This is a genomic window from Stappia sp. ICDLI1TA098, from assembly GCF_054880955.1.
The window spans coordinates 1,788,566-1,811,484 of sequence record NZ_JBTZBT010000001.1; the positions used below are offsets into that span (position 1 = coordinate 1,788,566).

The window sequence follows — 22,919 nt, forward strand, 5'->3', positions numbered from 1 at the left end:
CGAATGCGACGGACGGCGCGCCCGGCGCGGGCCTGCGCCACGGAGGAAGTGAATGTCATCGACCCGCCCCCGGGTTCTCCTTTGCAATTGCGAAAAGACCATGCGCCTGGATGCCGGCCGTATCGCCGGCCTCGAGGCCTCCACCCACGTCCACACCCAGCTCTGTCGTGCGGAGGTCGCCCGCTTCGAGGCCGCCCTCGATGACGGCGCGCCGCTGATCGTCGCCTGCACCCAGGAAGCGCCGCTGTTTGAGGACGTGGCGGAGGAGAAGGGCTCGGAAACGGAGCTTGCCTTCGTCAACATTCGCGAGCAGGCCGGATGGTGCGCCGCCTCGACGGATCCGCACCCGAAGATCGCCGCGCTGCTGGCCGAGGCCCAGGTGGCGCGCGAACCGGCGGCGCTTCATTCCATCGAATCGGAAGGCGTTTGCCTCGTCTATGGCACCGGCCAGGAGGCGCTCGACGCAGCGCTTCAACTCGAGGGGCGGCTGTCCGTGTCACTGCTTCTGGCGCAGACCGACGAGGTTCTGCTGCCGAGCGTGCTCGACGTTCCCGTGCATGCGGGCCGCATTCGCTCGGTCGCCGGTGCGCTCGGCGACTTCTCGGTGACCGTCGACGGCTATGCGCAGATGCTCCCCTCCTCGCGCGGGGCGCCGCAGTTCTCCCTGCCGCGCGACGGCGCGAAGGCGGGGTGCGACCTGATCCTCGACCTGTCGGGCGGCACGCCGCCGATCACCGCACCGGATCACCGCGACGGCTATTTCCGCGCCGATCCGCGCGACCCCGCGGCCGTGGCGCGCGCGCTTTTCGCGATCTCCGACATGGTCGGCACCTTCGAGAAGCCGCTGTATGTCGCCTATGACGCCTCGATCTGCGCCCACGGCCGCTCGGGCAAGACCGGCTGCACCAAATGCCTGGATGCCTGTCCGGCAGGCGCGATCTCGAGCGCGGGGACGACGGTCGCCATCGACCCCGGCCTTTGCGGCGGCTGCGGCTCCTGCGCCGCGCATTGCCCGACCGGCGCCGTGAGCTACCGCTACCCGCCGCGCGACACCCAGATCCTGCGGATGCAGGCGCTGCTTGGCACCTATCTGGAAGCCGGCGGCCGCGATCCGGTTCTCCTCGTCCACGAAGAGGCCCATGGCGGCGGACTGATCAATGCGCTGGCGCGGTTCGGTGACGGGCTGCCCGGCAACGTGTTGCCCTTCGCGGTCCATGCGCCAACGGTGCTTGGACACGACACGCTGCTCGCCGCGCTGCTGGCCGGTGCGAAGCGTGTGGTTCTCCTCGCCTCGCCGAGGAAGGCGGACGAGATCGAGACGCTGCGCCGCGAGGTGGCGCTGTGCGAGGCGCTGGCGGGTGGCATGGGGCATGCCGTCGACGGGCTCTTCGACATCCTCGTCACGGACGATCCCGACGCGCTCCTGCCCTCCTTCGCGCTTCCCGCCTCGCCGCTGGCGATCAGGCCGACAGCGTTCTCGCCCGTTGGCGGCAAGCGCGACGTGGCGCGCAGCGCGATCTCGCGCCTGCTGGCCGACGCGCCGGGAGCGGAGAAGCCAATCCCGCTTCCCGCCGATGCCCCCTATGGGCGCATCGCCATCGACGCGACAGGCTGCACACTCTGCCTTGCCTGCGTCTCCGCCTGTCCGGCCAATGCGCTTGCCGACAATCCCGAGCGTCCACAGGTAAGCCTGACGGAGGCGGCTTGCGTGCAATGCGGGCTCTGCGCGGCGACCTGTCCGGAAAAGGTGATCACGCTCGAAGCGCGCTATGACACCACACCCGAGGCGATGCGTCCGCGCGTCCTGCATGAGGAGGAGCCGGCGGCCTGCGTGTCCTGTGGCAAGCCCTTCGGCACGAAGTCCTCCATCGCGCGGATCCGCGAGAAGCTCTCGGGCAAGCACTGGATGTTCCAGCGAGCGGACCAGATCGCGCTGATCGAGATGTGCGACGACTGTCGCATCACCGCCCAGTGGGACATGCCGGACACCCCGCTGCGCGGCGGCGGCCGCCCCCGGATCGTAACCACCGACGATTATCTGGCGGTGGAACGCGATCCCCTTACGGCGGATGACTTCCTCAGCGAAGACTGAGATCCCTGGCCGGCGCTGCGTGCCTCGCAAGAGCGCGCGCGCCGGTCGCCGACACCAATACCGCCGACCGGAACAAAGTATAATTTTTTCGTAAAATACAAATTACCCCTGCGTCATCTTTTATTTTTCCGCAACCAATACAAAAAATACTCAAACACCTGCGCAAATTACCAATACCCCTGAGACGCAGGTATGACTAGCCATGAAGGGCATGCCGTTTTCCGGGTACGCGGCATTGGCATTGTCATGAATCAATGACACGATTGCCTGCCGCCGCTATCCGGGATGGCACGCGCCATCGGGCGACAGCGTCGCGTTTCCTCTCCGCGGGCCAGCCCCCACCCGGCCCGCACCGGTTTGGCCTGCTCCGCCTTCCGGCGGAAGACCGGACACCCCCGCCGATTGCGACGACCAGCAAAAGGACAGCACCAATGCCTCTCCACAACAAGAACGACATCCGCGACGAATGGCGTGACGACGTCTATGGAACTTCGGATGTGTCCCGGCCGCTGCCGAAGTACCGGATGCCGGAGCAGGAGCAGGAAGCGAGCCTGGCGTCGTCGATCGTGCGCGACGAGCTGATGCTCGATGGCAACGCGCGCCAGAACCTGGCGACATTCTGCCAGACCTGGCTCGACGACGAGATCCACAAGATCATGGATCTGTGCATCGACAAGAACATGATCGACAAGGACGAATATCCGCAGACGGCCGAGATCGAGGCGCGCTGCGTCCACATGCTCGCGGACCTGTGGAATGCCCCGGACGGCACCAACACGCTCGGCACCTCGACGACCGGCTCGTCGGATGCGGCCATGCTGGGCGGGCTGGCGGCCAAGTGGCGCTGGCGCGAGAAGCGCAAGGCCGAGGGCAAGCCCACGGACAAGCCGAACCTCGTTTGCGGGCCGGTGCAGGTGTGCTGGCACAAATTCGCGAAATACTGGGACATCGAGCTGCGCGAGATCCCGCTCGAGGGCGACCGGCTCATCATGAACGCCGAGGAAGTTCTCAAGCGCGTCGACGAGAACACGATCTGCGTCGTGCCGACCTTCGGCGTCACCTTCACCTGCAACTACGAGCCGGTTCAGGAGGTTTCCGACGCGCTCGACAAGCTGCAGGAAGAGACCGGGCTGGACGTGCCGATCCATGTCGACGCCGCATCGGGCGGCTTCCTCGCCCCGTTCTGCGCGCCGGACATCGTCTGGGACTTCCGTCTGCCGCGCGTCAAGTCGATCAATGCCTCGGGGCACAAGTTCGGGCTCGCCCCGCTCGGCACCGGCTGGTGCATCTTCCGCGATGCCTCCGATCTGCCCGACGACCTCATCTTCTGGGTCAACTATCTGGGCGGCAACATGCCGACGCTGGCGCTCAGCTTCTCCCGTCCGGGCGGGCAGATCATCGCGCAGTACTACAACTTCCTGCGCCTCGGTCGCGAGGGCTACCGCAAGATCCACTCCGCCTGCTACGACACCGCGCAGTATCTGGCCGAGGAGATCGGCAAGATGGGTCCCTTCGAGATCCTCTACGACGGCCAGCCGGAAGACGGCATTCCGGCTCTCTCCTGGACCGTCAAGGAGGGCTTCGACACGCGCGGCTACACGCTCTTCGACCTCAGCGACCGACTGCGGATGCGCGGCTGGCAGGTGGCCGCCTACACGATGCCGCCGAAGCGGGAGGACCTCGTCGTGCAACGCATTCTGGTGCGCCACGGCTTCACCAAGGACCTCGCGTCGCTCTTCATCGAGGACATGAAGAACTGCCTCAAGTTCTTCAAGGCACACCCGGTGTCGACGCCGCTGACCGAAGCGGAAGCCGGCGGCTTCCACCACTGATCCTCTGACGGCCGAACAACGGCCGAACGACCGGGGGCCGACCGGGAATTGTCCGGTCGGCCAGCCATTTCGCCAGGGAGCGTGGCATGAAACAAGATCGTCGCCGGATGTCCGCCGCAGGCCTTTTCGCTCTGTGTACCGGCCTCCTCCTCCTTCCGGTGCTGGCAGCGAGCCCGGCCTTCGCGCAGGTTGGCGGCAATGTCCTCCAGTTCTTCGAGCCCGTCGCCGAAGAGGGCTTCCGGGGTGTCGCGGCGTTTCTCGACGCCCAGCCCTGGGTGTTCATTCTGGTGGCGCTGGCGATCGGCTATCCCGTCGGCAAGCTGAAGATCGCCTCCATCTCGCTCGGTTCGACGGCCAGCGTCCTGCTCGCCGCCGTGCTCATGTCGATGACCGCGCAGGCCGTCTTCGACATCACCTACTCGGTGCCGGGGATCGTCTCGACGATCTTCCTGACGCTGTTCATGTATGCGCTCGGGCTGGGAACCGGCCCGAAGTTCTTCGCGGGCCTGAAGTCGGCCGGTTTGAAGGCGATCGTGCTCGGCATGATCATCTGGGCGCTCAACTGGGTCATCTGCTACGGCGGCGCCAGGGTCTTCAACCTGGAGTCCGGCTTCGCCGCCGGCCTGATCTCCGGCAGCTACACGATCACGGCCGTGCTCGGCGTTGCGCAATCGGCCATCCAGAGCGGCGCCGCCCATATTCCCCCCGGCATGACGGCCGAGCAGATCGGCGCCAACATGGCCGCCGGCTATGCGATCAGCTACATCCTGTCGAGCGTCGGTATCATCTTGTTGCTGCGCTACCTGCCGTCGATGTTTGGGCACGATCCCGTGCGCGATGCGGCTGCCGCCGAAGCCGCCTTCGCCGGCACCGGCAGTCACCCCCTGCCGGGAACGCCGCAATCGCTCCTGCTGCGGCACGAGGGGCTCGATATCCGCGCCTTCAAGGTCGAGCATGACGACATCGTCGGCAAGACCGTCGCGCAGCTCTGGCAGTCGCACCCCCATGCCCCCATCCTCAAGGTCGTCGAGGACGGAAAGGCGGTCGCGGAGCTGGGAAGCCATGTCCTGCGCAAGGGCGATGTGGTGGCGGCGCGCTCCGACATTGGCGAACTCATCCTGGAGGGCGAGGAAATCGGGCCGGAAGTCGATGACCCGCTCGCACGCGACCTGGCCATCGAGACCGCCGACATCGTCGTCGGCACGCATGAGATTGCCGGCAAGACCATCGGCGAGCTGGCCAAGACCTCGCTGGCCTACGGATTGCGTCTGACCGCGATCTTCCGCGCCGGCAACGAGATCCCCGTCGGTCCCGAGACCGACGTGCGCTTTCACGACGTGCTGAGGCTGTCGGGAACCGTCGCCTCCATCGACCGGGCGGCCAAGGCGCTCGGCAGCCGTGCGATCACCGACAAGACGCTTGCGACAACCGAGGTAACCTATCTCGCCATCGCCATGGCGGTCGGCTACGTCATCGGCACGCTCAGCGTTACGATCGCCGGCATTCCCTTCGCCCTAGGGACCTCCGCCGGCTGCCTGCTCGCAGGTATCTTCGTGGCCTATTTCAGGAGCCGGAACCCGCAGTTCGGCGGCCCTGTTTCGGAAGGCGCCCGCAGCTTCATGCAGGATATCGGGCTGAATATCTTCGTCGCCGCGCTCGGCGCCAATGTCGGACCGAAGATCATCACCGCTCTTGGCGGGGACACCGTCATCTGGCTCGCCCTGATCGGCACGACGGCAGCCCTGCTGCCCGTCGTCGTGGCGTTCTTCGTCGGGGACCGGTTGCTGGGCATGAATTCGGTCATCAATGCCGGCGCCTGCGCCGGCGGCCGCAACTCGACGCCGAGCCTGAACGCCATCCTCGACCAGTCGAAAAGCCAGGTCGCGGCCGTGCCCTACCCGGTCTCCTACGCGGTGACCACGGTTCTTGCCCTGATCGGCGGCTATATCGCGCAGATCCTGTCTTAGAGGAAAAGAGGCGCGGCTACTGCCGCGCCTCGAGAATCCGGGCGATGATGCCGGTCACGACGGTGATGGCGCAGGCAACCGCCATAACCAGCACCATCGGCCAGATCGTACCGGGCCACAGAACCCCCGAGATCAGCCAGCCGCACAGCGCCGAGGCAATCGCGCCGGCGCCGATCTGGAGACTGCCGGAAAAGCCCGACGCTGCTCCGGCGAGATCCGGACGGATGCTGACCGCCCCGGCAATCGCGTTGGGCAGCGCCATGCCATTGCCGATCCCGACGAGAAACATCGGCGCGAACAGCGACAGCGGGTGGATGTAACCGGCGCCGAAGGCGAGCGCGATCACCGCGACCGCGACGACGAGGACCGTGTTGCCCCCGGTGATCATGCGACCGATGCCGATGCGCGACGAATAGCGGCCCGAAATGCCGTTTCCAACGACATATCCTGCTGCCACCATCATGAAATAGAAGCCGTAGGTGGACGGCGTCATGGACAGGAGCCGCGCCGCAATGAATGGCGCTCCGCCGAGAAACGTGAAGAACACGGCCGAGGTGAAGGCGGCGGTGAGCGCATAGGCAAGGAACAACGGCGAGCGCATCAGCGTGCCGTAGCTTTGCGCCAGACCGCGCAATCCACCGCCAGCGGGCTGGCGGGAATGGTTGGTCTCATGCAGCTCGAACCAGGCCCAGAAGAAGGCGCCAAGGCCGAGCACCACCATCAGCCAGGAATTCATCCGCCAGCCGAAGGTCTCGTCGAGCACGCCGCCAAGCGCGGGCCCGACCATCGGCGCGACCGCCAGGCCCATCGTCACATAGCCGATCATGCTGGCTGCCTGCGAGCGATCGTAGAGATCGCGCACGATGGCGCGCCCGAGGACGATGCCGGAGCAGCCCCCGACCGCCTGCAGGATGCGCCCTGCCAACATGAACTCGATTGTCTGCGCTATGGCGCAGACGATGCTGCCGACCACGAAGATGGCGAGCCCCCAGACCAGAACCGGCCGGCGCCCGTGCCGATCCGACAGGGGGCCGATGCCGATCTGCGCGATGGCGACCGCGGCCAGATACAGCGACAAGATGAGCTGGACCATGGCGGCGCTGGTGCCGAACGTGCCCGGAAGCGCGGGCATCGACGGCAGATAAATGTTGAGAGCCAGCGGGTTTACGGCGGAAACGGCGACCAGGAGGGCAAGCGTCGGTCGCCGGGACGGTGCGACCGTCGGGAGGCTGTTTGTCATACAAAACTTCCTATGGCCCGCCGCGATGCTTGGCAAGCCCAACCTGCGTGTGCCCCGCACGATCTCGACCTGACGGGGAAGATGGAGGATTGGGCTCCGCAAGCAGACTGTCTGGCGGGATAGTTCGCCCGCCCCCGCAACCGCGCATTGTCCCCGACGACCTTCCCGACATAGTCTTGGAATCGGTCGTGCCGCGCGTCTGTCAAAACAAGCATCCGAAAGGCCCTCCATGCAGCCCAGTCTCGGCGAAAAATACCAGCACCTGGCCCATGGCTTCGGATGCCTGTGTCACACACCCGCCTTCGCGCGGATCAACGCGCGGATTACGGAAGGGCTGTCGCGCCGCTCGGTTCTGAAAGGCATGGTCGCCGGCCTGGCAGCCGGCACGCTTGGCGCCGGGGGCGCTCGCGCGGCGGACGACACCCGCCCCAGGCTCCTCACCAATGCGCGCATCTTCGACGGCCGCTCGGCGCAACTGATCGAGGGCCGTAACGTGCTGGTCGAGGGCCGGACGATCACCGCGCTGGTGCCTCGGGCGGAACGTGTCGCCGATGCTCTGGAGATCGACTGTGGCGGCCGTGTGATCATGCCCGGCATGATCGACGCGCACTGGCATTCGATCCTCGCCGCGGTGCCGGAGATGGTGGCGATGACCGCCGACGTGCCCTACATCCACCTGCTCGCCGCGCAAGAGGCGGAGCGTACGCTGATGCGCGGCTTCACGACGATCCGCGATGTGGGCGGGCCGTCGTTCTCGCTCAAGCGCGCCATCGACGAGGGCGTGACGCCGGGGCCACGCATCTTTCCCTCCGGGGCGATGATCTCGCAGACCTCCGGCCATGGCGACTTCCGCATGCGCAACGAGGTTCCGCGCGATGCCATGCGCAGCATGAGCACGGCGGAAATGGCCGGCATCTCGGCCATCGCGGACGGTGTTCCGGAGGTCCTGCGACGGGTCCGCGAGCAGCTCCTGCTCGGCGCGACGCAGATCAAGATCATGGTCGGCGGCGGCGTCAGTTCGCAATTCGATCCAATCGATTCAACCCAGTTCACTGTCGCCGAGATCCGCGCCGCCGTGGATGCAGCCGCCGACTGGGGCACCTATGTCTGCTCCCATGTCTACACTCCGAAGGGCATCCAGCGCGCGCTGGAAGGCGGCGTGCGCTGCATCGAGCACGGCCAGCTCGCCGACGAGGACACGGTGAAGCTGATGGCCGATGCGGGCGCATGGTGGAGCCTGCAGCCGTTCCTGGCGGATGAGGATTCCAATCCGCACGCCTCCGAGGCTCAGCGCGCCCAGCAACGCCTGATCGCCGAAGGAACCGTGCGGGCGTTCGAACTCGGACAGAAGTACGACGTCAACATGGCCTGGGGCACCGACATCCTGTTCAGCCCGGGCAAGACAGGCACCCAGGGCAAGCAGCTCGCCAAGATCGTGCGCTGGTTCTCGCCCGCCGACGTGCTGCGGCTCGGCACCAGCCGGAACGCGGAACTGCTCGGCCTTTGCGGGTTGCGCAATCCCTATCCGGCCGCACTCGGCGTGATCGAGGCAGGCGCGATGGCCGATCTTCTGGTGATCGACGGCAATCCGCTGGAGGACATCAACCTCATCGCCGACCCGGAGCGGAACCTGAAGCTGATCATGAAGGATGGACGTGTCCACAAGAACACGCTCACCTCATGAGGCATGGCCGCGCAGCACGCCTCCAATCAACACGGAAAAACGGATGATGCCAATGACCGCACCTGCCGCGCGGGCTCTGGTTCGCAACACCCTTCGCGCCTCTGCCATTGCTGCCGCCGGCCTGATGCTGCACGCCGTTCCGGCGGGCGCACAGGCGGCCGACACATCTGCCCTCACCCGCCCCGACCGGGTCCTTCAGATCACGCCCTACGGATGGGCGGCCGCCCTTGACGGAAAGATCTCGCCCTTCCGGCGCCTGCCGGCGGCGCATGTGCGCAAGGATTTCAAAGACATCCTCAGTGATCTGAATTTCGCGGGGTTCGTGCAGATCTGGGGCCGGCAGGACCGGTTCGTCTTCTCCGGCGACATGCTCTACGTCAACCTAGGCGAAAGCCAGGTCATCGGCGCCCTGCCGCAGATCGGACCGACGCCGGGCCTCAGCGCAAGCGTCGACACGAGCCAGTTCACCGCGACCGCCCAGGCCGGCTACCGGGTGATCGAAACACCGCGCTTCTCACTCGACCTGCTTGGCGGCGCGCGCTTCTGGCATGTCGATACGGAGGTTTCGCTGTATTACACGACAACGACGCTGAAGGCGAAAAGCAGCTTCGGCTGGGTCGATCCGCTGGTTTCGGCGCGGGCCTTCCTGCGCCTCACGCAAGATCTGTCGGCGATGCTTCACGCCGACGTCGGCGGTTTCGGCCTGGGGTCGCGCAACACCTGGCAGGTGCTCGGCACGCTCAACTACGATCTCGGCGAGGCGTGGACCGTCTCGGCCGGCTACAAGGCGCTGTCCGTCGACTACCGCTCGGGCGGTCACGTCTATGACGCGACCATGAGCGGACCGGTGTTCGGCGTGACCTACCGGTTCTAAGGCCCACGCTCCGGCTGCTTCGGACCGGCGAGCGCGGACGGGCGCACCGGCAGGTCGGCGCGTGCCGCGGGCCCGGGCTTGCGCATGATCTTGCGCTCGCGCATGAGGCTGTAGAGCCCCGTGGCGACGAGCACGGCGATGCCCGTAATCGTCAGCGCGTCCGGCACATCTCCCCAGACGAGGTAGCCGATCACGATTGCCCAGACGATGATCGAATAGCGGAAGGGAGCGACGAAGGATATGTCGCCGAGCCGCATCGCATTGATCACGAAGACGAAGCCGACAAGGATGAAACCCGCGGACCCGGCGAGAAAGAGGACATCCATGGGCTCCGGCACCAGCCAGGTTTCCACCGTCCGGAGACTGAGGCCGGCGAAGGCGACGCCGACGAGCGTGGCCAGCGACACGCCATAGGTTGGTACATGGCGCGGCAGCCGGCTGGTGGTCAGGTCGCGCACGGCCATGCAGGCGACACCGGCCAGAGCGACAAGCGACCACTGGTCGAACCCGGACATGCCGGGGCGCATGATGAGAAGCACGCCGGCGAAACCAACGCCGATCGCGCTCCAGCGCCGCCAGCCGACGGGCGCGCCGAGAAACAGTGCGGCCCCGGCCGTGATCATCAACGGCAGGACCTGCAGAATGGCGGTGGCATTGGCGATGGGGAGCTGGAAGAGCGCTGTCAGATAGAGCAGCGTCCCGGTGACCTCGGCAACGACGCGCAGCCCCACCAGCGGATGAAACAGCAGGTGGAGCTGACGGATCGCGCCATTGGCGATGCACAGGATCAAAAGAAAGAGAATCGCGAACAGGCTGCGGAACAGCATGATCTCGCCAAGCGGCAGGCGCTCGGAGACGATCTTGATCAGGCTGTCGTTGAGAATGAAGCCCACCATGGCCACCAGCATGAAGGCGATGGCACGGCCGTTCTCTGCGGCGAGTGTCGCCGGTGTCGGTGGGGACGTCATGGTCGGGATGTCTTTCTTTCGCCGCAGCGCGTCAGTTGCGATGGCGCAGCGGCAGATTTGTCAGCAGGTTCTGCGGTTTCATGCGCAGGATGCCGTCCGTGCCCATGGCCAGACCCAGCCATACAGGTTTGCCGCGCATCGTGTCGACCGTATCGGCACGATCCTCGAAATCGAGACGGAAAAGGCCGACGATGCGTGACAGATCACCTTCGCCCAGCGGAGCGCCTTCGTAAAGGGCGTTCAGGATCCGCGTCGAATCCGCGTCGAGGCCGACGTGCCATGACCAGCGCTCGTCGCGGATCGAGCGCTGCGGCTGGATGCGCACCGAAATCCCGTGGAAATGACCGATCCAGCTTTCCAGCACCCGGGCGAAGGCATCGAGCGCGGGCTCGGTGAAGCGGAAGTCGATGGCCGTATCGAAACGGTCGGACCTGTCCCAGTAGATCTCCCGGTTGTCCTCACCCAGCACATCAAGTGCAACGGAGCGCGCCGGGGTGCCGGCTTCCGCCAGCAGCGCGCCGAGCCCGCCGAGGCCACCGGTGCGCGAATAGGTCTCGACAATCTCGGCGTCGGCCAGCATCAGCTGCCCGTCGGCGGTGGTCACCGACTGTTCACGAAAGAACAGCTCGCCCGCCCGCGCGCGTAGCGGGTCGGCAATCTTGCGCAGGACATTGTGCAAGACGAGATGGACCATCTGGTCGATGAACATCGGCGGGAGGGCGATGCCGCCACCCTTCTCGAACAGAGCCGCATAGGCGCGCTCGATTGTTCCGCTTTCCGCCAGATGATCGCGAAACCGCAGCACGACGCGATAGTTGTCCGCAGCATCCGGATCAACGATGGCGGCGATGTCCTCCTCCGTCACCCGAACGAAGGGATCCTCCATCAGCTTCTCGAAGAGCGCATGCTCAGCCGGGCAGGACTCCTCGACCGGATGGACCTCGGGGCGTGTGAAATAGGCGCGCAGAAAATCGCCGCTCACCGACAGCCAGCCATTGGCGTCGCGCGTCACGAGATGCAGGCCCGACGATCTCCAGAACGCCGGCATCAATCGTCCTCTTCCACGTCCCACACGCGTGCGTGGGGCTCCTCCCCCTCCTCGTCGTCGGGAGAAAACAGCTGGAAGCGCTCGTGCAACTGGCCTTCCTCATCCAGGGTCCGCTCAATGGTCAGCAGCGCGCTTCCCTCGACGCCCTCGGCAAGATCGCAGGCGTCGGCGATCTCCGCCTCGGCAACCGAACGCGCGGCCTCGACGGACGGCGCGCCTTCCTCCTCGACGAAATGAGCCGCCAGCCGGTCGATCAGTCCGGCCAGATCCTCCTGCGAGATCGTGTCCGCCGTGGCGAAGGTTGACCAACCGAAGTTGCCGAGCGACAGGAAGCCGGAAAGGAATGCCTGCTCGACCTTTCCGGAGAGCCCCTCCTGCGTGTAGGCGCGGAATGCGAAGGTGCCGGGGATGAGCCAGTCGCCGGGCTCGGCCGCAGTCGGAAATACGCGGGTGTCCGAGTGATCGAGGCGGATGGCCTTGAGCAAGCGCTTCATGTGCGGGGTCCCTTTTCGGTTTCTGCGTGCGCGAGCGCGGTGTCGAGCATGACCGCCCGTGTTCCGCCCTCCAGACCTTCCTGCTTCAACAGCAGATTGCCGCATTCGTCCAGCCCGAGAAACCGGCCCGAGCTTCTTCCCGCGCCGGTGTCCACCGCCATGGTCCCAAGGTATCCGTCTGCACGGTAGAGCCACGCCTCCACCACATGTGAGAAACCGTCGTGCTCCCAGCGATTCAGCCAGGTGAGCAGATGCCGTGAGATGGATTCAAGCGCCTGCGTGCTGTCGAGCCCCCCCGCCCCTTCATCGAAGAGGCTGGTCAGCTCCGGCGTCTGGCCCGGCTCAAGCTCCCCCCCGATCGGCGCCAGGCGCACGAAGAGGCCGACGATCATCCAGTCCGGCGTTCCGTTGGCGTCACCGGTCTCGCTCCACGCAACGCGGCCCTCGCCAACGACCGCGCCGTTGGCAAGCAGGATGTTCGGCCAGCGGTGCGTGAGTGCGATCTCGGGCGGCAGCCGCGCGCCAATGGCGTCAACCGCCGCGACCATGGCCAGAAACAGCATCTGCGCACAGTGCTCCGGATCGATCTCCGGCTCCAGAACCAGGGTGAAGGCGACCCGCTCGCGGTCGCGGGACCAGAGGAAATCGCCGGCGCGAAACAGCCCGTCACGCGCGCCCTGGCGCGCCCGCTCGAAGACTGAAGACCCCGCCTCGACGGGATGGCCGGTCAAGAGCGGCGGCAGTTGAGGAGCATCGGCCAACGTCATCTCACGCTCGTGCGCCGGAACGGGCACCGGCATGCAAAAAGCAAGGAGCGCCAACGAGATGCGCTCCGTGTCGGACATATGGATTCATCGTCTTCACCCCATCAGACGAAACCGGATCCCCATCCGGCAAAAGACCTTGCGAAATCGATTCAGACGGTCGGCCCAACCTCTTGCCGGGTCAGTGCAAACAGCTGCGGATTCCGCGGCTCAGTCTTCCTTGCGCAGGCCGTCGCCCGGTGACAGGCGCACCGCCTCCGGGTTCTTCGGGGCGTAGACGCGGGCGGACGAATAGTCGAGCCCGAAGCTCAGCACCGCCCAGGCCCCGGTTCCGATCACACCAGCAACGACCAAAGCGCTCACGAACGCCTTCATTTCCGCATTTCCTTATCCACTCGCCGGCGGCCCGCTCCCCAGCGTGCCGCTGCGAAAGTCACATGGCCTGGAGGATCACTCGGCCGGATGCGTTGTCGGCCTCGCCTCGCCACCGTCCTCGCGCGCCTGAACCTCCTCGACCCACAGCGAGTGGTGCTCGCGCGCCCAGTTGAGGTCGACCTCCCCGGAACCCATCGCGTCAAAGGCACCCTCCATACCGATGGAGCCGATGTAGATGTGGGCGATGATCACACAGACCAGGAAGACGCCCATGACCGAATGCCAGAGCGAAGCAAGCTGCTGCTCCTGAAGGGTGGTCAGTGGCGTCGGCAAGTCGGTACCGACGAGAGAGTTCACGAGCGCGAAGGTGTCGGAGAACAGATGCGTGGTGAACGGAAAGAGCAGTGACCAGCCCGAGACGGAAATCGAGACGCCACCGAGGATCGTCAGCCAGAAGATCACTTTCTGGCCGGCGTTGAACTTCTTCGCCGGAGGATGCAGGCGCTTGGAAAAAAGGCCGCCTGCCTGCAACACCCATTTGATGTCGGTTCGGTCGGGCAGGTTGTGGCGCACCCACATCACGAAAATGAGGACCAGGCCGGCCATGAAGGCAAAGGCCAGATAGTTGTGCAAATGCTTGCCCCACCATGTGACCGCGGAAAACGCATCCGCTCCAACCACCGGCAGCAGCACATAGCGCCCATACATGACATTGAGGCCGGTAAGGCCGAGGATCACGAAGGACGAGGCGGTCAGCCAGTGACCGAAGCGCTCGACCGCGATGAAGCGGGTGATGGTCTCGTCGCTGCGCCCATGCTCGATACGAATGCGCCCGCGCAGGGCGAAGAACAGGCACAGAAGCACCAAGATGCCGAGCATCGCCCAGGCGCCATAAAGCGCGATGGGGCCATTCTTGAGCGCGCGCCAGAGCTCGCCTTCCGACTGCACGAGACGTGCGGACTTCTTGTCGGGGATGGAGACGTTGCCAGCAGCCCCGCGGCGGATCTCACGCCACATCTCTGCATCCGAGGTGGTGCCAAGCACATCGCCGGGCACATGCCCTTCGACGGGAGACGCATCCTGCGGCGGGCGCACCGTGCCCTGCTGGGCCCATGCGGAGGGGGCAAGCGTGGCAAACGCCCCGCAGGCGACCAGCAAAAGGGTCGCCGTCACCAATGCGCGCATGAACCGCGAAATCCGTCCGTCTGGCGCTGACCGCATCGTTTCACGCTCCTCGTTTCCCTGTCGCGCCGGTTTCGCCCGCGCCCGTCGGGATGATGGCCTGTTCGTTCAGACCCGATTGTCGCACGGCCGCCGCCCGTCCGCGTGGCCGGCCGCTCTTCAGAAGCTTTGCCGAAGCCCGCGCTGGCGCAACTCGTGCAACTGCGCCTCGCTCAGAGGCTGATCGGGCTCGCCCTGATAGACACCCTTCTCGAGCACGAGCGGACGGTCGCGCTCTTCCTCGCGACACCCCGGCACCAGCGCCAGAACCACGGCCGAAACGGCCAACGCACAGATTGCACTCCGTCGAGATTTCACGTCTTCATCTCCATGCCCGGGCAGATGGCTCCCGGAAGATCCGGATTTTCAGGACCCTTGACGGCTCCCCGCGAAGCGCGGAAGCGGGATGGGGCTCATATCCCCACCCCGCTCCCGTGTGTCCGTTGCTCCATGCGGTCAGGCCAGCGCCCCTTGCAGGGAAAGCGGCCGGCAGCGCATCAAAGAGTGCCGGCCTTCTTCTCGTAGGCCGTGCCCCAGCCCCATGCACCGGCGCCGAAGCCGCGGGCGACAACGCGCTCGCGGTAGATCCTGGAGACCACATCGCCATCGCCGGCCAACAGCGCCTTGGTCGAGCACATCTCCGCGCAGAGCGGCAGCTTGCCCTCGGCGAGACGGTTGCGGCCGTATTTGGCGTATTCAGCGGACGAATTGTCGACCTCCGGACCACCGGCGCAGAAGGTGCACTTGTCCATCTTGCCGCGCGAGCCGAAGTTGCCGGCCTGCGGATACTGCGGCGCGCCAAAGGGACAGGCGTAGAAGCAGTAGCCGCAGCCGATGCACAGGTCCTTGGAATGCAGGACCACGCCCTCGTCGGTCTGATAGAAGCAGTCGACCGGGCACACCGCCATGCAGGGCGCGTCCGAGCAATGCATGCAGGCAACCGAGATCGAGCGTTCGCCGGGCTTGCCGTCGCTGATGGTGACGACGCGGCGGCGGTTGATGCCCCAGGGCACCTCGTTCTCGTTCTTGCAGGCCGTGACGCAGGCGTTGCACTCGATGCAGCGCTCGGCGTCACAGAGGAATTTCATCCGTGCCATGATCTATCCTCCTCAGCCCACGCGCTCGATGCGGCAAAGCGTGGCCTTTGTCTCTTGCATCTGGGTGACGCTGTCGTAGCCGTAGGTCTGGGCGGTGTTGGTCGCCTCGCCCAGGACATACGGGTCGGCACCCTTGGGATACTTGTGGCGCTGATCCTCGCCCTGGAAGAAGCCGCCGAAGTGGAACGGCATGAAGGCAACGCCGGTGCCGACGCGCTCCGTCACCATCGCCATGACGCGGACCTTGCCGCCTTCGGGACCGTGAACCCAGACCATCTCGCCGTCGCGGATGCCGATGTTGTTGGCGTCGCGCGGATTGACCTCGATGAACATGTCCTGCTGAAGCTCGGCAAGCCACGGGTTCGAGCGGGTCTCGTCGCCACCGCCTTCATACTCGACCAGACGTCCCGAGGTCAGGATGATCGGGAAGTCCTTGGAGTAGTCGTTCACCTGGATCGACTTGTAGCGGGTCGGCACGCGCCAGAAGGTCTTGTCCTCATAGGTCGCGTATTTGTCGAGCAGGTCGCGACGGCTCGTGTAGAGCGGCTCGCGGTGCAGGGGCACCGGGTCCGGGAAGGTCCACACGACGGCGCGGGCCTTGGCGTTGCCGTAGGGCGCGCAGCCGTGCTTGATCGCGACACGCTGGATGCCGCCGGACAGGTCGGTCTTCCAGTTCACACCGCCAACCTTGTCGTTGTAGTCAGACGGGATGTCCCCGCTGTGCGAGGTCTCGCCGACCTCTTCCGAGGAGGGCATGTCATTGACCATGCCGGCAACCCACTCGATCATCCGGCGCTCGTACGGCGTCAGATCCTTGTCCCAGCCCAGCTTGATCAGCATGGCCATGGTGAACTCAGGATAGCCGTCCTCGATCTCCGATCCGACCGGCCAGGACCCTTCGGCGAGCAGGTTGTCGCCGTCCTTCTCCACGCCGAAGCGGGCACGAAAGCCCATGCCGCCCTCGGCGACCGGCAGCGAGGTGTCATAGAGCACGGCGGAGCCGGGGTGGTTCATCTCCGCCGTTCCCCAGCTCGGCCACGGCAGGCCGTAGAAATCACCGTCGGCCGGGCCGCCGTTGGCGCGCAGCGTCGTGCGGTCAAAGGTGTGCTGGTTGGCCATGTGCTTCTTCATCCGCTCCGGCGACTGGCCGGTGTAGCCGATGGTCCACATGCCGCGGTTGAACTCGCGGGTCACATCCTCGATCAGCGGCTCGTCGCCATTGACCTCGATGTTCTTGAACATCGGCTCCTCGAAGCCGAACTTCTTGGCCAGAAGGTAGGCGATGACGTGGTCGGGCTTGGACTCAAAGAGCGGCTCAACCACCTTCTCGCGCCACTGCAGCGAGCGGTTCGAGGCGGTCACCGAGCCGTAGGTCTCGAACTGCGTCGTCGCCGGCAGCAGGTAGACGCCGTCCTTGCGGTCGTGCATGACCGCCGACATCGTCGGGAACGGATCGACGATCACGAGAAGATCAAGCTTCTCCATCGCCCGCTTCATGTCCGGGAGACGGGTCTGCGAGTTCGGCGCATGGCCCCAGAACACCATGGCGCGGGTGTTGTCCGGCTGCTGAAGGTTCGCCTTTTCCTCGAGCACGCCGTCGATCCACCGCGACACCGGAATACCGGTCTCGAACATCATCGGTTTGTCGCTGCCGTCGGCTGCCTTCATCGTGGCGAACCGCGCGGCGAGGTCCTCGTAAGGCACCTGCCATACGCGGGCCCAGTGCTTCCAGGAGCCTTCGGCAAGTCCGTAGTAACCGGGCAGCGTGTCGGCGAGCACGCCAAGGTCCGTGGCGCCCTGGACGTTGTCATGGCCGCGGAAGATGTTGGTGCCACCGCCGGCCTTGCCCATGTTTCCGAGGGCAAGCTGCAGGATGCAGTAGGCGCGGGTGTTGTTGTTGCCATTGGTGTGCTGGGTGCCGCCCATGCACCAGATCAGCGTGCCCGGCCGGTTGTTCGCGAGCGTGCGCGCGACCCGGCGAAGCTGAGACCCCGGAACGCCGGTGACGCGCTCGACCTCTTCCGGTGTCCACTTGGCCACCTCGACGCGGATCTCGTCCATGCCCCACACACGCTGACGGATGAACTCGCGGTCTTCCCAGCCGTTCTCGAGGATGTGCCAGAGAATGCCCCACACCAGCGCGACGTCGGAGCCCGGGCGGAAGCGGACATATTCGCTCGCATGGGCAGCCGTGCGGGTGAAACGCGGATCGCAAACGATCAGCGGTGCGTTGTTCTCTTCCTTGGCCTTGAGCACATGCAGGAGGGACACCGGATGCGCCTCGGCGGGATTGCCACCGATGATCAGGATCGCCTTGGAATTGTGAATGTCGTTGTAGGAATTCGTCATCGCGCCATAGCCCCAGGTGTTGGCAACACCCGCGACCGTGGTCGAGTGACAGATACGCGCCTGGTGATCTACGTTGTTCGTGCCCCAGAAGGCAGCGAACTTGCGCACCAGATAGGCCTGCTCGTTGGAGTGCTTGGCCGAGCCGAGCCAATAAACGCTGTCAGGTCCGCTTTCTTCGCGGATCTTCAGCATCTGGTCGCCGATCTCGTTGATCGCCTCTTCCCAGGAAACGCGCACCCATTTTCCATCGACCAGCTTGGTCGGATATTTCAGGCGCCGCTCGCCATGGGCGTGCTCGCGCACCGAAGCACCCTTGGCGCAGTGCGAGCCGAGATTGAAGGGGCTGTCGAAGCCCGGCTCCTGTCCCGTCCAGACACCGTCCTGCACTTCGGCCAGAACCGTGCAGCCGACCGAACAATGCGTGCAGATCGTCTTCTTGATCTCGGTCGAGGCGCTCGTCGGCCCCGCGGCTTCCGCCTTGCGGACCATGCCGCCGGTGAAGGCGCCGGCAGCGGCTAGCCCGCCGGCCGCCAGGCCCGAGCGACGCAGGAAGGTGCGCCGGTCCATGGCACTCGCGCCGATGGCCTCGATCGCGGAGGCAAGCCGCGTGCGACGGGCGACGGAGCTCGTCTTCTTTCTCAGCATCTCGTTTCTCCCTCGAACCGCGCGGCGGGAGCGCTTTGCACTTCCCTGCCCGCCTCCCGTTCCCTCGATGCGGAACGGCGCGGGCGCCTCGCGAAATGTTATCGGATCCGGCGGCTCGGCCTTGCGGACCGAACCCCATCGCCGCTCAGAAGCTCGACGTCTCGTAGACGCGCTTGACGTGCTCGGTCTCGCGGTAGCCCGCGGCGGTCTTCGACGTCGGCGCGGCCGCCTCCGCCTTTTCACTAGCGACAAGAGCCGCTGGCGCCGCCACGACGCCCAGGCCGGCAAGCTTCAGGAAGCTGCGACGGTCGGCCTCAACGGCCGTATCCTTGCGTTTCATGTCCACTCTCCTCAGTCAGCCGCGCCCGGGCGGGCCACGTGTTGCGTCACGACGCCTCGAACATGACGTCAAGCTGCGCCTCGATCTCCAGGAAGGCGAGGCCCAGCCGGCCAATGGCCGGATAGAGATCACCCGAGGTCGAGGCTGCGAGATCCTTGAAGAAATACGGCGCCCAGGTCGAAAGATGGGCGCGGAAGAAGCGGCCCGCCGCCTCCGGCTCGCCGCTGCCGAAGTCCCCGATGATGAGCCCGGCCATCATCTGGCACTCGGCCGCGATATGGTCCTCCGGCTCGCTGACCGAGGGATCGCGCTCGATGCCCAGGCGCCGCATGTCCTGACGCAGAAGCGCCAGCGGCTTCTCGTTCAGGAAACCGGTCAGATAGAAGGAGCCGTAGGGAACGAGCTCGCCCCGGCCAACGCCGATGAAAAGATCGTGGTAGTCGCGTGCAACCCGTTCCGGGTCGGCCTTGCGCGCCGCGGTCGCCAGGTCGCCGACCGCCTGTCCGAGTGCGCCGTCGCCACCCGAAAGGCCGCAAACCACATCAAGCCAGTCCTGCCCGACCGGGCCAGCGAGCGCGGACGCGAGAAGATCATAAACCGCCGCGCGGTCCCGGTCTTCTTCCGTAATTGTCATGAGTGCCCTTGCGCCATTTTCAGCGGTCATCTCGTACCTCGCATGCGCGCTTTTGCTGCACATGCTCTGTAGTTGAGCCTTCGACCGGCAAACACCAGCCCAAGGCAGTCTCCCTCATCGGCAGAATAGACATGACGAATACGACGATGCAAACGCTTTAAGTGCTGCGTCGCGCAAGCTTAAATTTGATTTTTTCTCATATTTTTCAGACAAATAAGAAAATTAAAACACAGAAAGACACAAATCGCATAGGCAGGGACGGATCGACGCTTGTGCGACGCACAATCGCCTATCCACAATGTCCTCAAGCTCTCGTGACATATCGACGCCACCGGCATGAAAAACAGCCTTCAGCGCATGTAGATCCCTGAAACATGATTGTATTACTCATCTTTCTTCGCCTGGTCGGCAAAGCAAAGATTCGCCCCGGCGCGGTCTCGCGCCGGGGCAAGCGGGCTGTCTCCCGCTCAGCTCTCGAGGACGATCTTGGGTGCAGCGCGATGGCCGCCGTCGCGGTTGCGCGCGACCTCGGCCCAGACCTTCTCGGCAATATCCCGGTAGATCCTGGCATGCGCGCCGTCTGCGTCTGAGACGGTCACCGGCGTGCCTGCATCCGAGGTTTCGCGAATGGCCATGTCGAGCGGCACCTCGCCAAGGAACGGCACGCCGAGACGCTCGGCCTCGGTACGGGCGCCGCCGTGGCCAAAGATGTCATGTCGCCCGCCGCAGTCTGGACAGAGGAAGTAGCTCATGTTCTCGATGATGCCGAGAAGCGGCACGTCGACCTTGCGGAACATGTTGAGCCCCTTGCGGGCGTCGATCAGCGCCAGATCCTGCGGCGTGGACACGATGACAACACCGGCGAGCGGCACGTTCTGCGCCATGGTGAGCTGAGCATCGCCCGTGCCCGGCGGCATGTCGACGACGAGAACGTCGAGCTCGCCCCATTCGACCTCGCGCAGCATCTGGGTGATCGCGGAGATCACCATCGGCCCGCGCCAGATCATCGGCGTCTCCTCATCGACGAGGAAGCCCATGGACATGACCTTGACGCCATAGCCCTCGAGCGGCTTGAGAATGCGCCCCGAAACCGGCTCCGGTCGTCCGGTGACATGGAAGAGGCGCGGGATCGAGGGGCCGTAGATGTCGGCGTCAAGCACACCGACCTTCAACCCGTTGGCCTGAAGCGCCAGCGCCAGATTGCAGGTCGTCGTGGACTTGCCGACGCCGCCCTTGCCGGAGGCGACGGCAATGATCGCCTTGACGCCAGGCACGCCGGGCTTCGCCGCCGCGCCACCGGGCTGAGCGCCGCCAGCACGCATCGGCGGCGGCACGCTGGCGGCATCGCCGGCCTTCGGCGCCGGGCGCACGGGCGCCGGCGCGGCTCCCTGCCCTCCCCCTTTGCGCTCCGACGTCAGCGCAACGAGCGCCTTCTCGACGCCGGGCAGCTTCGAGACGACCTTTTCCGCAGCCTGACGCAAGGGCTCGAGCTCCTGTGCCCGCTCGGCCGGCACGGTGATCGAGAAGATGACGCGGCCGTCGGAAATGAACACGTCGGAAACGAGACCGAGAGAGACGATATCGCCCTCAAGATCCGGTCCCTTGACCTTGGAAAGCTCCTTGAGCACATCCTCGCGTGTCGGCATCCCACCCCCCTTCGATTTCCAGAACATTCGTCACCCCTAGCGTTCGCTGTTGGGTGCGGAACGTAAGGCGAATGCAACTTGCGTCAATCGCCAATCCCGCGACATCGCGTCCCTCCGACATTCACAGACAGGCGGCCGCATTGCAAAACGGAGAGGAAACGTGATCGGATCCGGCGCATTTTAACGATTTTGGAGGGATCTCTTAACGGTTCCGCTAGGTTCCGGTGTCAGGCTCATGACAGCAGAGACATTCGTGAAAGAAGCCTGTCATGCCCCTCACCGCAGTCTGCCTTACCGCGAAGATCAACTGGAGCGCAGTGCGCGCGCCGGTCGACGCCGAAATCGAGACCGTTCTGGCGCGCGCGCGCAAGCTCAACCGGCTCAATTGCGTGACCGGCGCACTGCTGCTCTATCCTGATTGCATCGTGCAGTGGATCGAGGGCGAGCCGACCGGCCTTTCGGACACCAGGGACTGCACCGCGCGCGATCCGCGTCTGAGCGCGCTGACGACACTGTGCGAAGGCCCCGTCGAGGCACGAAGCTTCCCGCGTTGCTGGCTCTATTTCGCCGACTATCGCGAGGCAACCGATGCCGTCGGCGCGCGAATCGATCAGCTGGCGCAGGAGCCCGCGCCCGGGCTTGCCGCCATGCGCGAGGCCTTCGCGCCCATCGGAGAACGGCTGGCACCTGCGCGTTTCACCCATCAGGCGATGCTTGTCTGAGTGCCGCATTTACCGTTTCCCGCGCGGCTTTGCGGCGTGCGGGACGCGCTTGACGCTGGGTCCACAATGACATCCGGTATTTTACGATCCGCGCAACTGCTTGCCGCCAAGTTAATGAATTGATTTCAGAATTTACGGACCGGATTACGGAACTCGAACAGGTCCACCGTAAGCTCCAGATCACAGGAACATACCCTTGGGGCTCACGATGTCGATCACGCGGCTTTGCTACCGCAGCACACCGAACTTCGCCAACATGGCGCTTTCGCTCGAAGAGGAAATCGAGCGGATCACCAGCCGCTCGCGCCACAACAACAAGCGAGACAATGTCACCGGCGCCCTGATTCTGGCGGGCCCCTCGTTCTTCCAGATGATCGAAGGACCGGAGGCCGAGGTGATGGCAGCCTATGGGCGGATCGCACGCGACACGCGCCACAACCAGCCGACCATCATCGAAGTCCGGACGGCGACGTCTCGCATACTGCCTGATCTGCCGCTCTTCTTCTGCGACGCGCTCGACGCCCATGATGGCGTTCTGTCGAGCCTCTCCATGCCGATCATGCAATCACCGGATCTGGTGACCCATGACGATATCGTCTCGGTCACGATCTTCGCATCGGCTCGCCTTTCGCGAGGTCCCGAGATCGGCCGGCGCATGTCCGCCTAGCTCCATGCGCCGTGACTCGATGGTTTGCAAAACGATTCCGGAATGCCCCGCATCTCCTTGAGATAAAACGGCGATTACCTTTTTCCAGTCACCGCTCACGCCACCTGTCTGCGACTTTCCCGCGCCTTTCTCCTCGCCCCCCTTGCCAGGATGCGGCCGGGCTTCCTAGGTTGTGATCCTGACCGCGAGGCATCGAGACGACGCCCGGGCGGATCCCCCAAGGAAGGCTGCGGAGATTGGCCTTGCACGAAACGATGACG

General features: G+C 65.2%; 20 protein-coding genes. 7 read left to right on the forward strand and 13 right to left on the reverse strand.

Annotated features, from left to right (window positions below; translation table 11 throughout):
• Positions 1–52 precede the first annotated feature (52 nt).
• The 3 genes from ACSLUQ_RS08110 to ACSLUQ_RS08120 all read left to right on the forward strand — a co-directional run bounded on the left by ACSLUQ_RS08110 (position 53) and on the right by ACSLUQ_RS08120 (position 5,891).
• Complete coding sequence (locus tag ACSLUQ_RS08110; RefSeq protein ID WP_461808203.1) at positions 53–2,092, forward strand: 4Fe-4S binding protein; 2,040 nt, start codon at positions 53–55, stop codon at positions 2,090–2,092.
• A 431-nt stretch (positions 2,093–2,523) separates the two neighbouring features.
• A complete protein-coding gene (locus tag ACSLUQ_RS08115; RefSeq protein WP_417772764.1) occupies positions 2,524–3,924 on the forward strand; it encodes a glutamate decarboxylase in 1,401 nt (466 codons plus the stop codon).
• An 86-nt stretch (positions 3,925–4,010) separates the two neighbouring features.
• A complete protein-coding gene (locus ACSLUQ_RS08120; RefSeq protein WP_461808204.1) occupies positions 4,011–5,891 on the forward strand; it encodes an aspartate:alanine exchanger family transporter in 1,881 nt (626 codons plus the stop codon).
• Positions 5,892–5,907: 16 nt separating this feature from the next.
• Here the strand turns inward: ACSLUQ_RS08120 and ACSLUQ_RS08125 are convergent, their stop codons facing one another.
• Positions 5,908–7,131 carry a multidrug effflux MFS transporter gene (locus ACSLUQ_RS08125; protein ID WP_417772761.1) on the reverse strand — a complete coding sequence of 408 codons (1,224 nt, stop codon included), beginning with the start codon at positions 7,129–7,131 and terminating at the stop codon, positions 5,908–5,910.
• Between the two features lie 229 nt (positions 7,132–7,360).
• On the opposite strand from ACSLUQ_RS08125, the gene ACSLUQ_RS08130 reads away from it, so the two are divergent.
• Positions 7,361–8,815, forward strand: a complete 1,455-nt coding sequence (locus ACSLUQ_RS08130) for a metal-dependent hydrolase family protein (RefSeq protein ID WP_461808205.1) — start codon at positions 7,361–7,363, stop codon at positions 8,813–8,815.
• Between the two features lie 52 nt (positions 8,816–8,867).
• Positions 8,868–9,689: a hypothetical protein gene (locus ACSLUQ_RS08135; RefSeq protein ID WP_461808206.1), complete on the forward strand. Its 822-nt coding sequence runs from the start codon at positions 8,868–8,870 to the stop codon at positions 9,687–9,689.
• On the opposite strand, the gene ACSLUQ_RS08140 is transcribed toward ACSLUQ_RS08135, so the two are convergent.
• From ACSLUQ_RS08140 to ACSLUQ_RS08195, 12 genes are all read right to left on the reverse strand, one after another.
• Positions 9,686–10,657 (reverse strand): DMT family transporter, encoded by a 972-nt coding sequence (locus ACSLUQ_RS08140; protein ID WP_461808207.1) that lies wholly within the window; start codon positions 10,655–10,657, stop codon positions 9,686–9,688. The two genes, ACSLUQ_RS08135 and ACSLUQ_RS08140, sit on opposite strands and share 4 nt — an antisense overlap.
• A gap of 31 nt (positions 10,658–10,688) precedes the next feature.
• On the reverse strand, positions 10,689–11,705 hold the full coding sequence (locus ACSLUQ_RS08145) for a DUF6352 family protein (RefSeq protein ID WP_461808208.1): 1,017 nt from the start codon (positions 11,703–11,705) through the stop codon (positions 10,689–10,691).
• A complete protein-coding gene (locus ACSLUQ_RS08150; protein ID WP_461808209.1) occupies positions 11,705–12,199 on the reverse strand; it encodes a DUF6505 family protein in 495 nt (164 codons plus the stop codon). Before ACSLUQ_RS08150 ends, ACSLUQ_RS08145 begins: the two co-directional genes overlap by 1 nt.
• Positions 12,196–12,966, reverse strand: coding sequence for a biotin/lipoate--protein ligase family protein (locus tag ACSLUQ_RS08155; protein WP_461808210.1), 771 nt, complete (start codon positions 12,964–12,966; stop codon positions 12,196–12,198). The genes ACSLUQ_RS08150 and ACSLUQ_RS08155 overlap by 4 nt, the downstream gene beginning before the upstream one ends.
• A gap of 207 nt (positions 12,967–13,173) precedes the next feature.
• Positions 13,174–13,326, reverse strand: coding sequence for a hypothetical protein (locus tag ACSLUQ_RS08160; protein ID WP_417772754.1), 153 nt, complete (start codon positions 13,324–13,326; stop codon positions 13,174–13,176).
• Between the two features lie 87 nt (positions 13,327–13,413).
• Positions 13,414–14,559: a formate dehydrogenase subunit gamma gene (locus ACSLUQ_RS08165; RefSeq protein WP_461808211.1), complete on the reverse strand. Its 1,146-nt coding sequence runs from the start codon at positions 14,557–14,559 to the stop codon at positions 13,414–13,416.
• A 120-nt stretch (positions 14,560–14,679) separates the two neighbouring features.
• On the reverse strand, positions 14,680–14,877 hold the full coding sequence (locus ACSLUQ_RS08170; protein WP_461808212.1) for a hypothetical protein: 198 nt from the start codon (positions 14,875–14,877) through the stop codon (positions 14,680–14,682).
• A gap of 179 nt (positions 14,878–15,056) precedes the next feature.
• A complete protein-coding gene (gene fdh3B, locus ACSLUQ_RS08175) occupies positions 15,057–15,656 on the reverse strand; it encodes a formate dehydrogenase FDH3 subunit beta (RefSeq protein ID WP_417772751.1) in 600 nt (199 codons plus the stop codon).
• A gap of 12 nt (positions 15,657–15,668) precedes the next feature.
• Positions 15,669–18,650, reverse strand: coding sequence for a formate dehydrogenase subunit alpha (locus ACSLUQ_RS08180; RefSeq protein ID WP_417772750.1), 2,982 nt, complete (start codon positions 18,648–18,650; stop codon positions 15,669–15,671).
• Positions 18,651–18,795: 145 nt separating this feature from the next.
• Positions 18,796–18,990, reverse strand: coding sequence for a twin-arginine translocation signal domain-containing protein (locus tag ACSLUQ_RS08185; RefSeq protein ID WP_417772749.1), 195 nt, complete (start codon positions 18,988–18,990; stop codon positions 18,796–18,798).
• A 46-nt stretch (positions 18,991–19,036) separates the two neighbouring features.
• Entirely contained in the window at positions 19,037–19,624 is a 588-nt protein-coding gene (locus tag ACSLUQ_RS08190; RefSeq protein ID WP_461808213.1) for a TorD/DmsD family molecular chaperone, read from the reverse strand.
• Positions 19,625–20,091: 467 nt separating this feature from the next.
• Complete coding sequence (locus ACSLUQ_RS08195; protein WP_461808214.1) at positions 20,092–21,270, reverse strand: Mrp/NBP35 family ATP-binding protein; 1,179 nt, start codon at positions 21,268–21,270, stop codon at positions 20,092–20,094.
• 269 nt (positions 21,271–21,539) lie between these two features.
• On the opposite strand from ACSLUQ_RS08195, the gene ACSLUQ_RS08200 reads away from it, so the two are divergent.
• Together ACSLUQ_RS08200 and ACSLUQ_RS08205 are read left to right on the forward strand one after the other, a co-directional pair.
• A complete protein-coding gene (locus tag ACSLUQ_RS08200; protein ID WP_417772746.1) occupies positions 21,540–21,992 on the forward strand; it encodes a BLUF domain-containing protein in 453 nt (150 codons plus the stop codon).
• A 196-nt stretch (positions 21,993–22,188) separates the two neighbouring features.
• Complete coding sequence (locus tag ACSLUQ_RS08205; protein ID WP_417772745.1) at positions 22,189–22,659, forward strand: BLUF domain-containing protein; 471 nt, start codon at positions 22,189–22,191, stop codon at positions 22,657–22,659.
• Positions 22,660–22,919 lie beyond the last annotated feature (260 nt).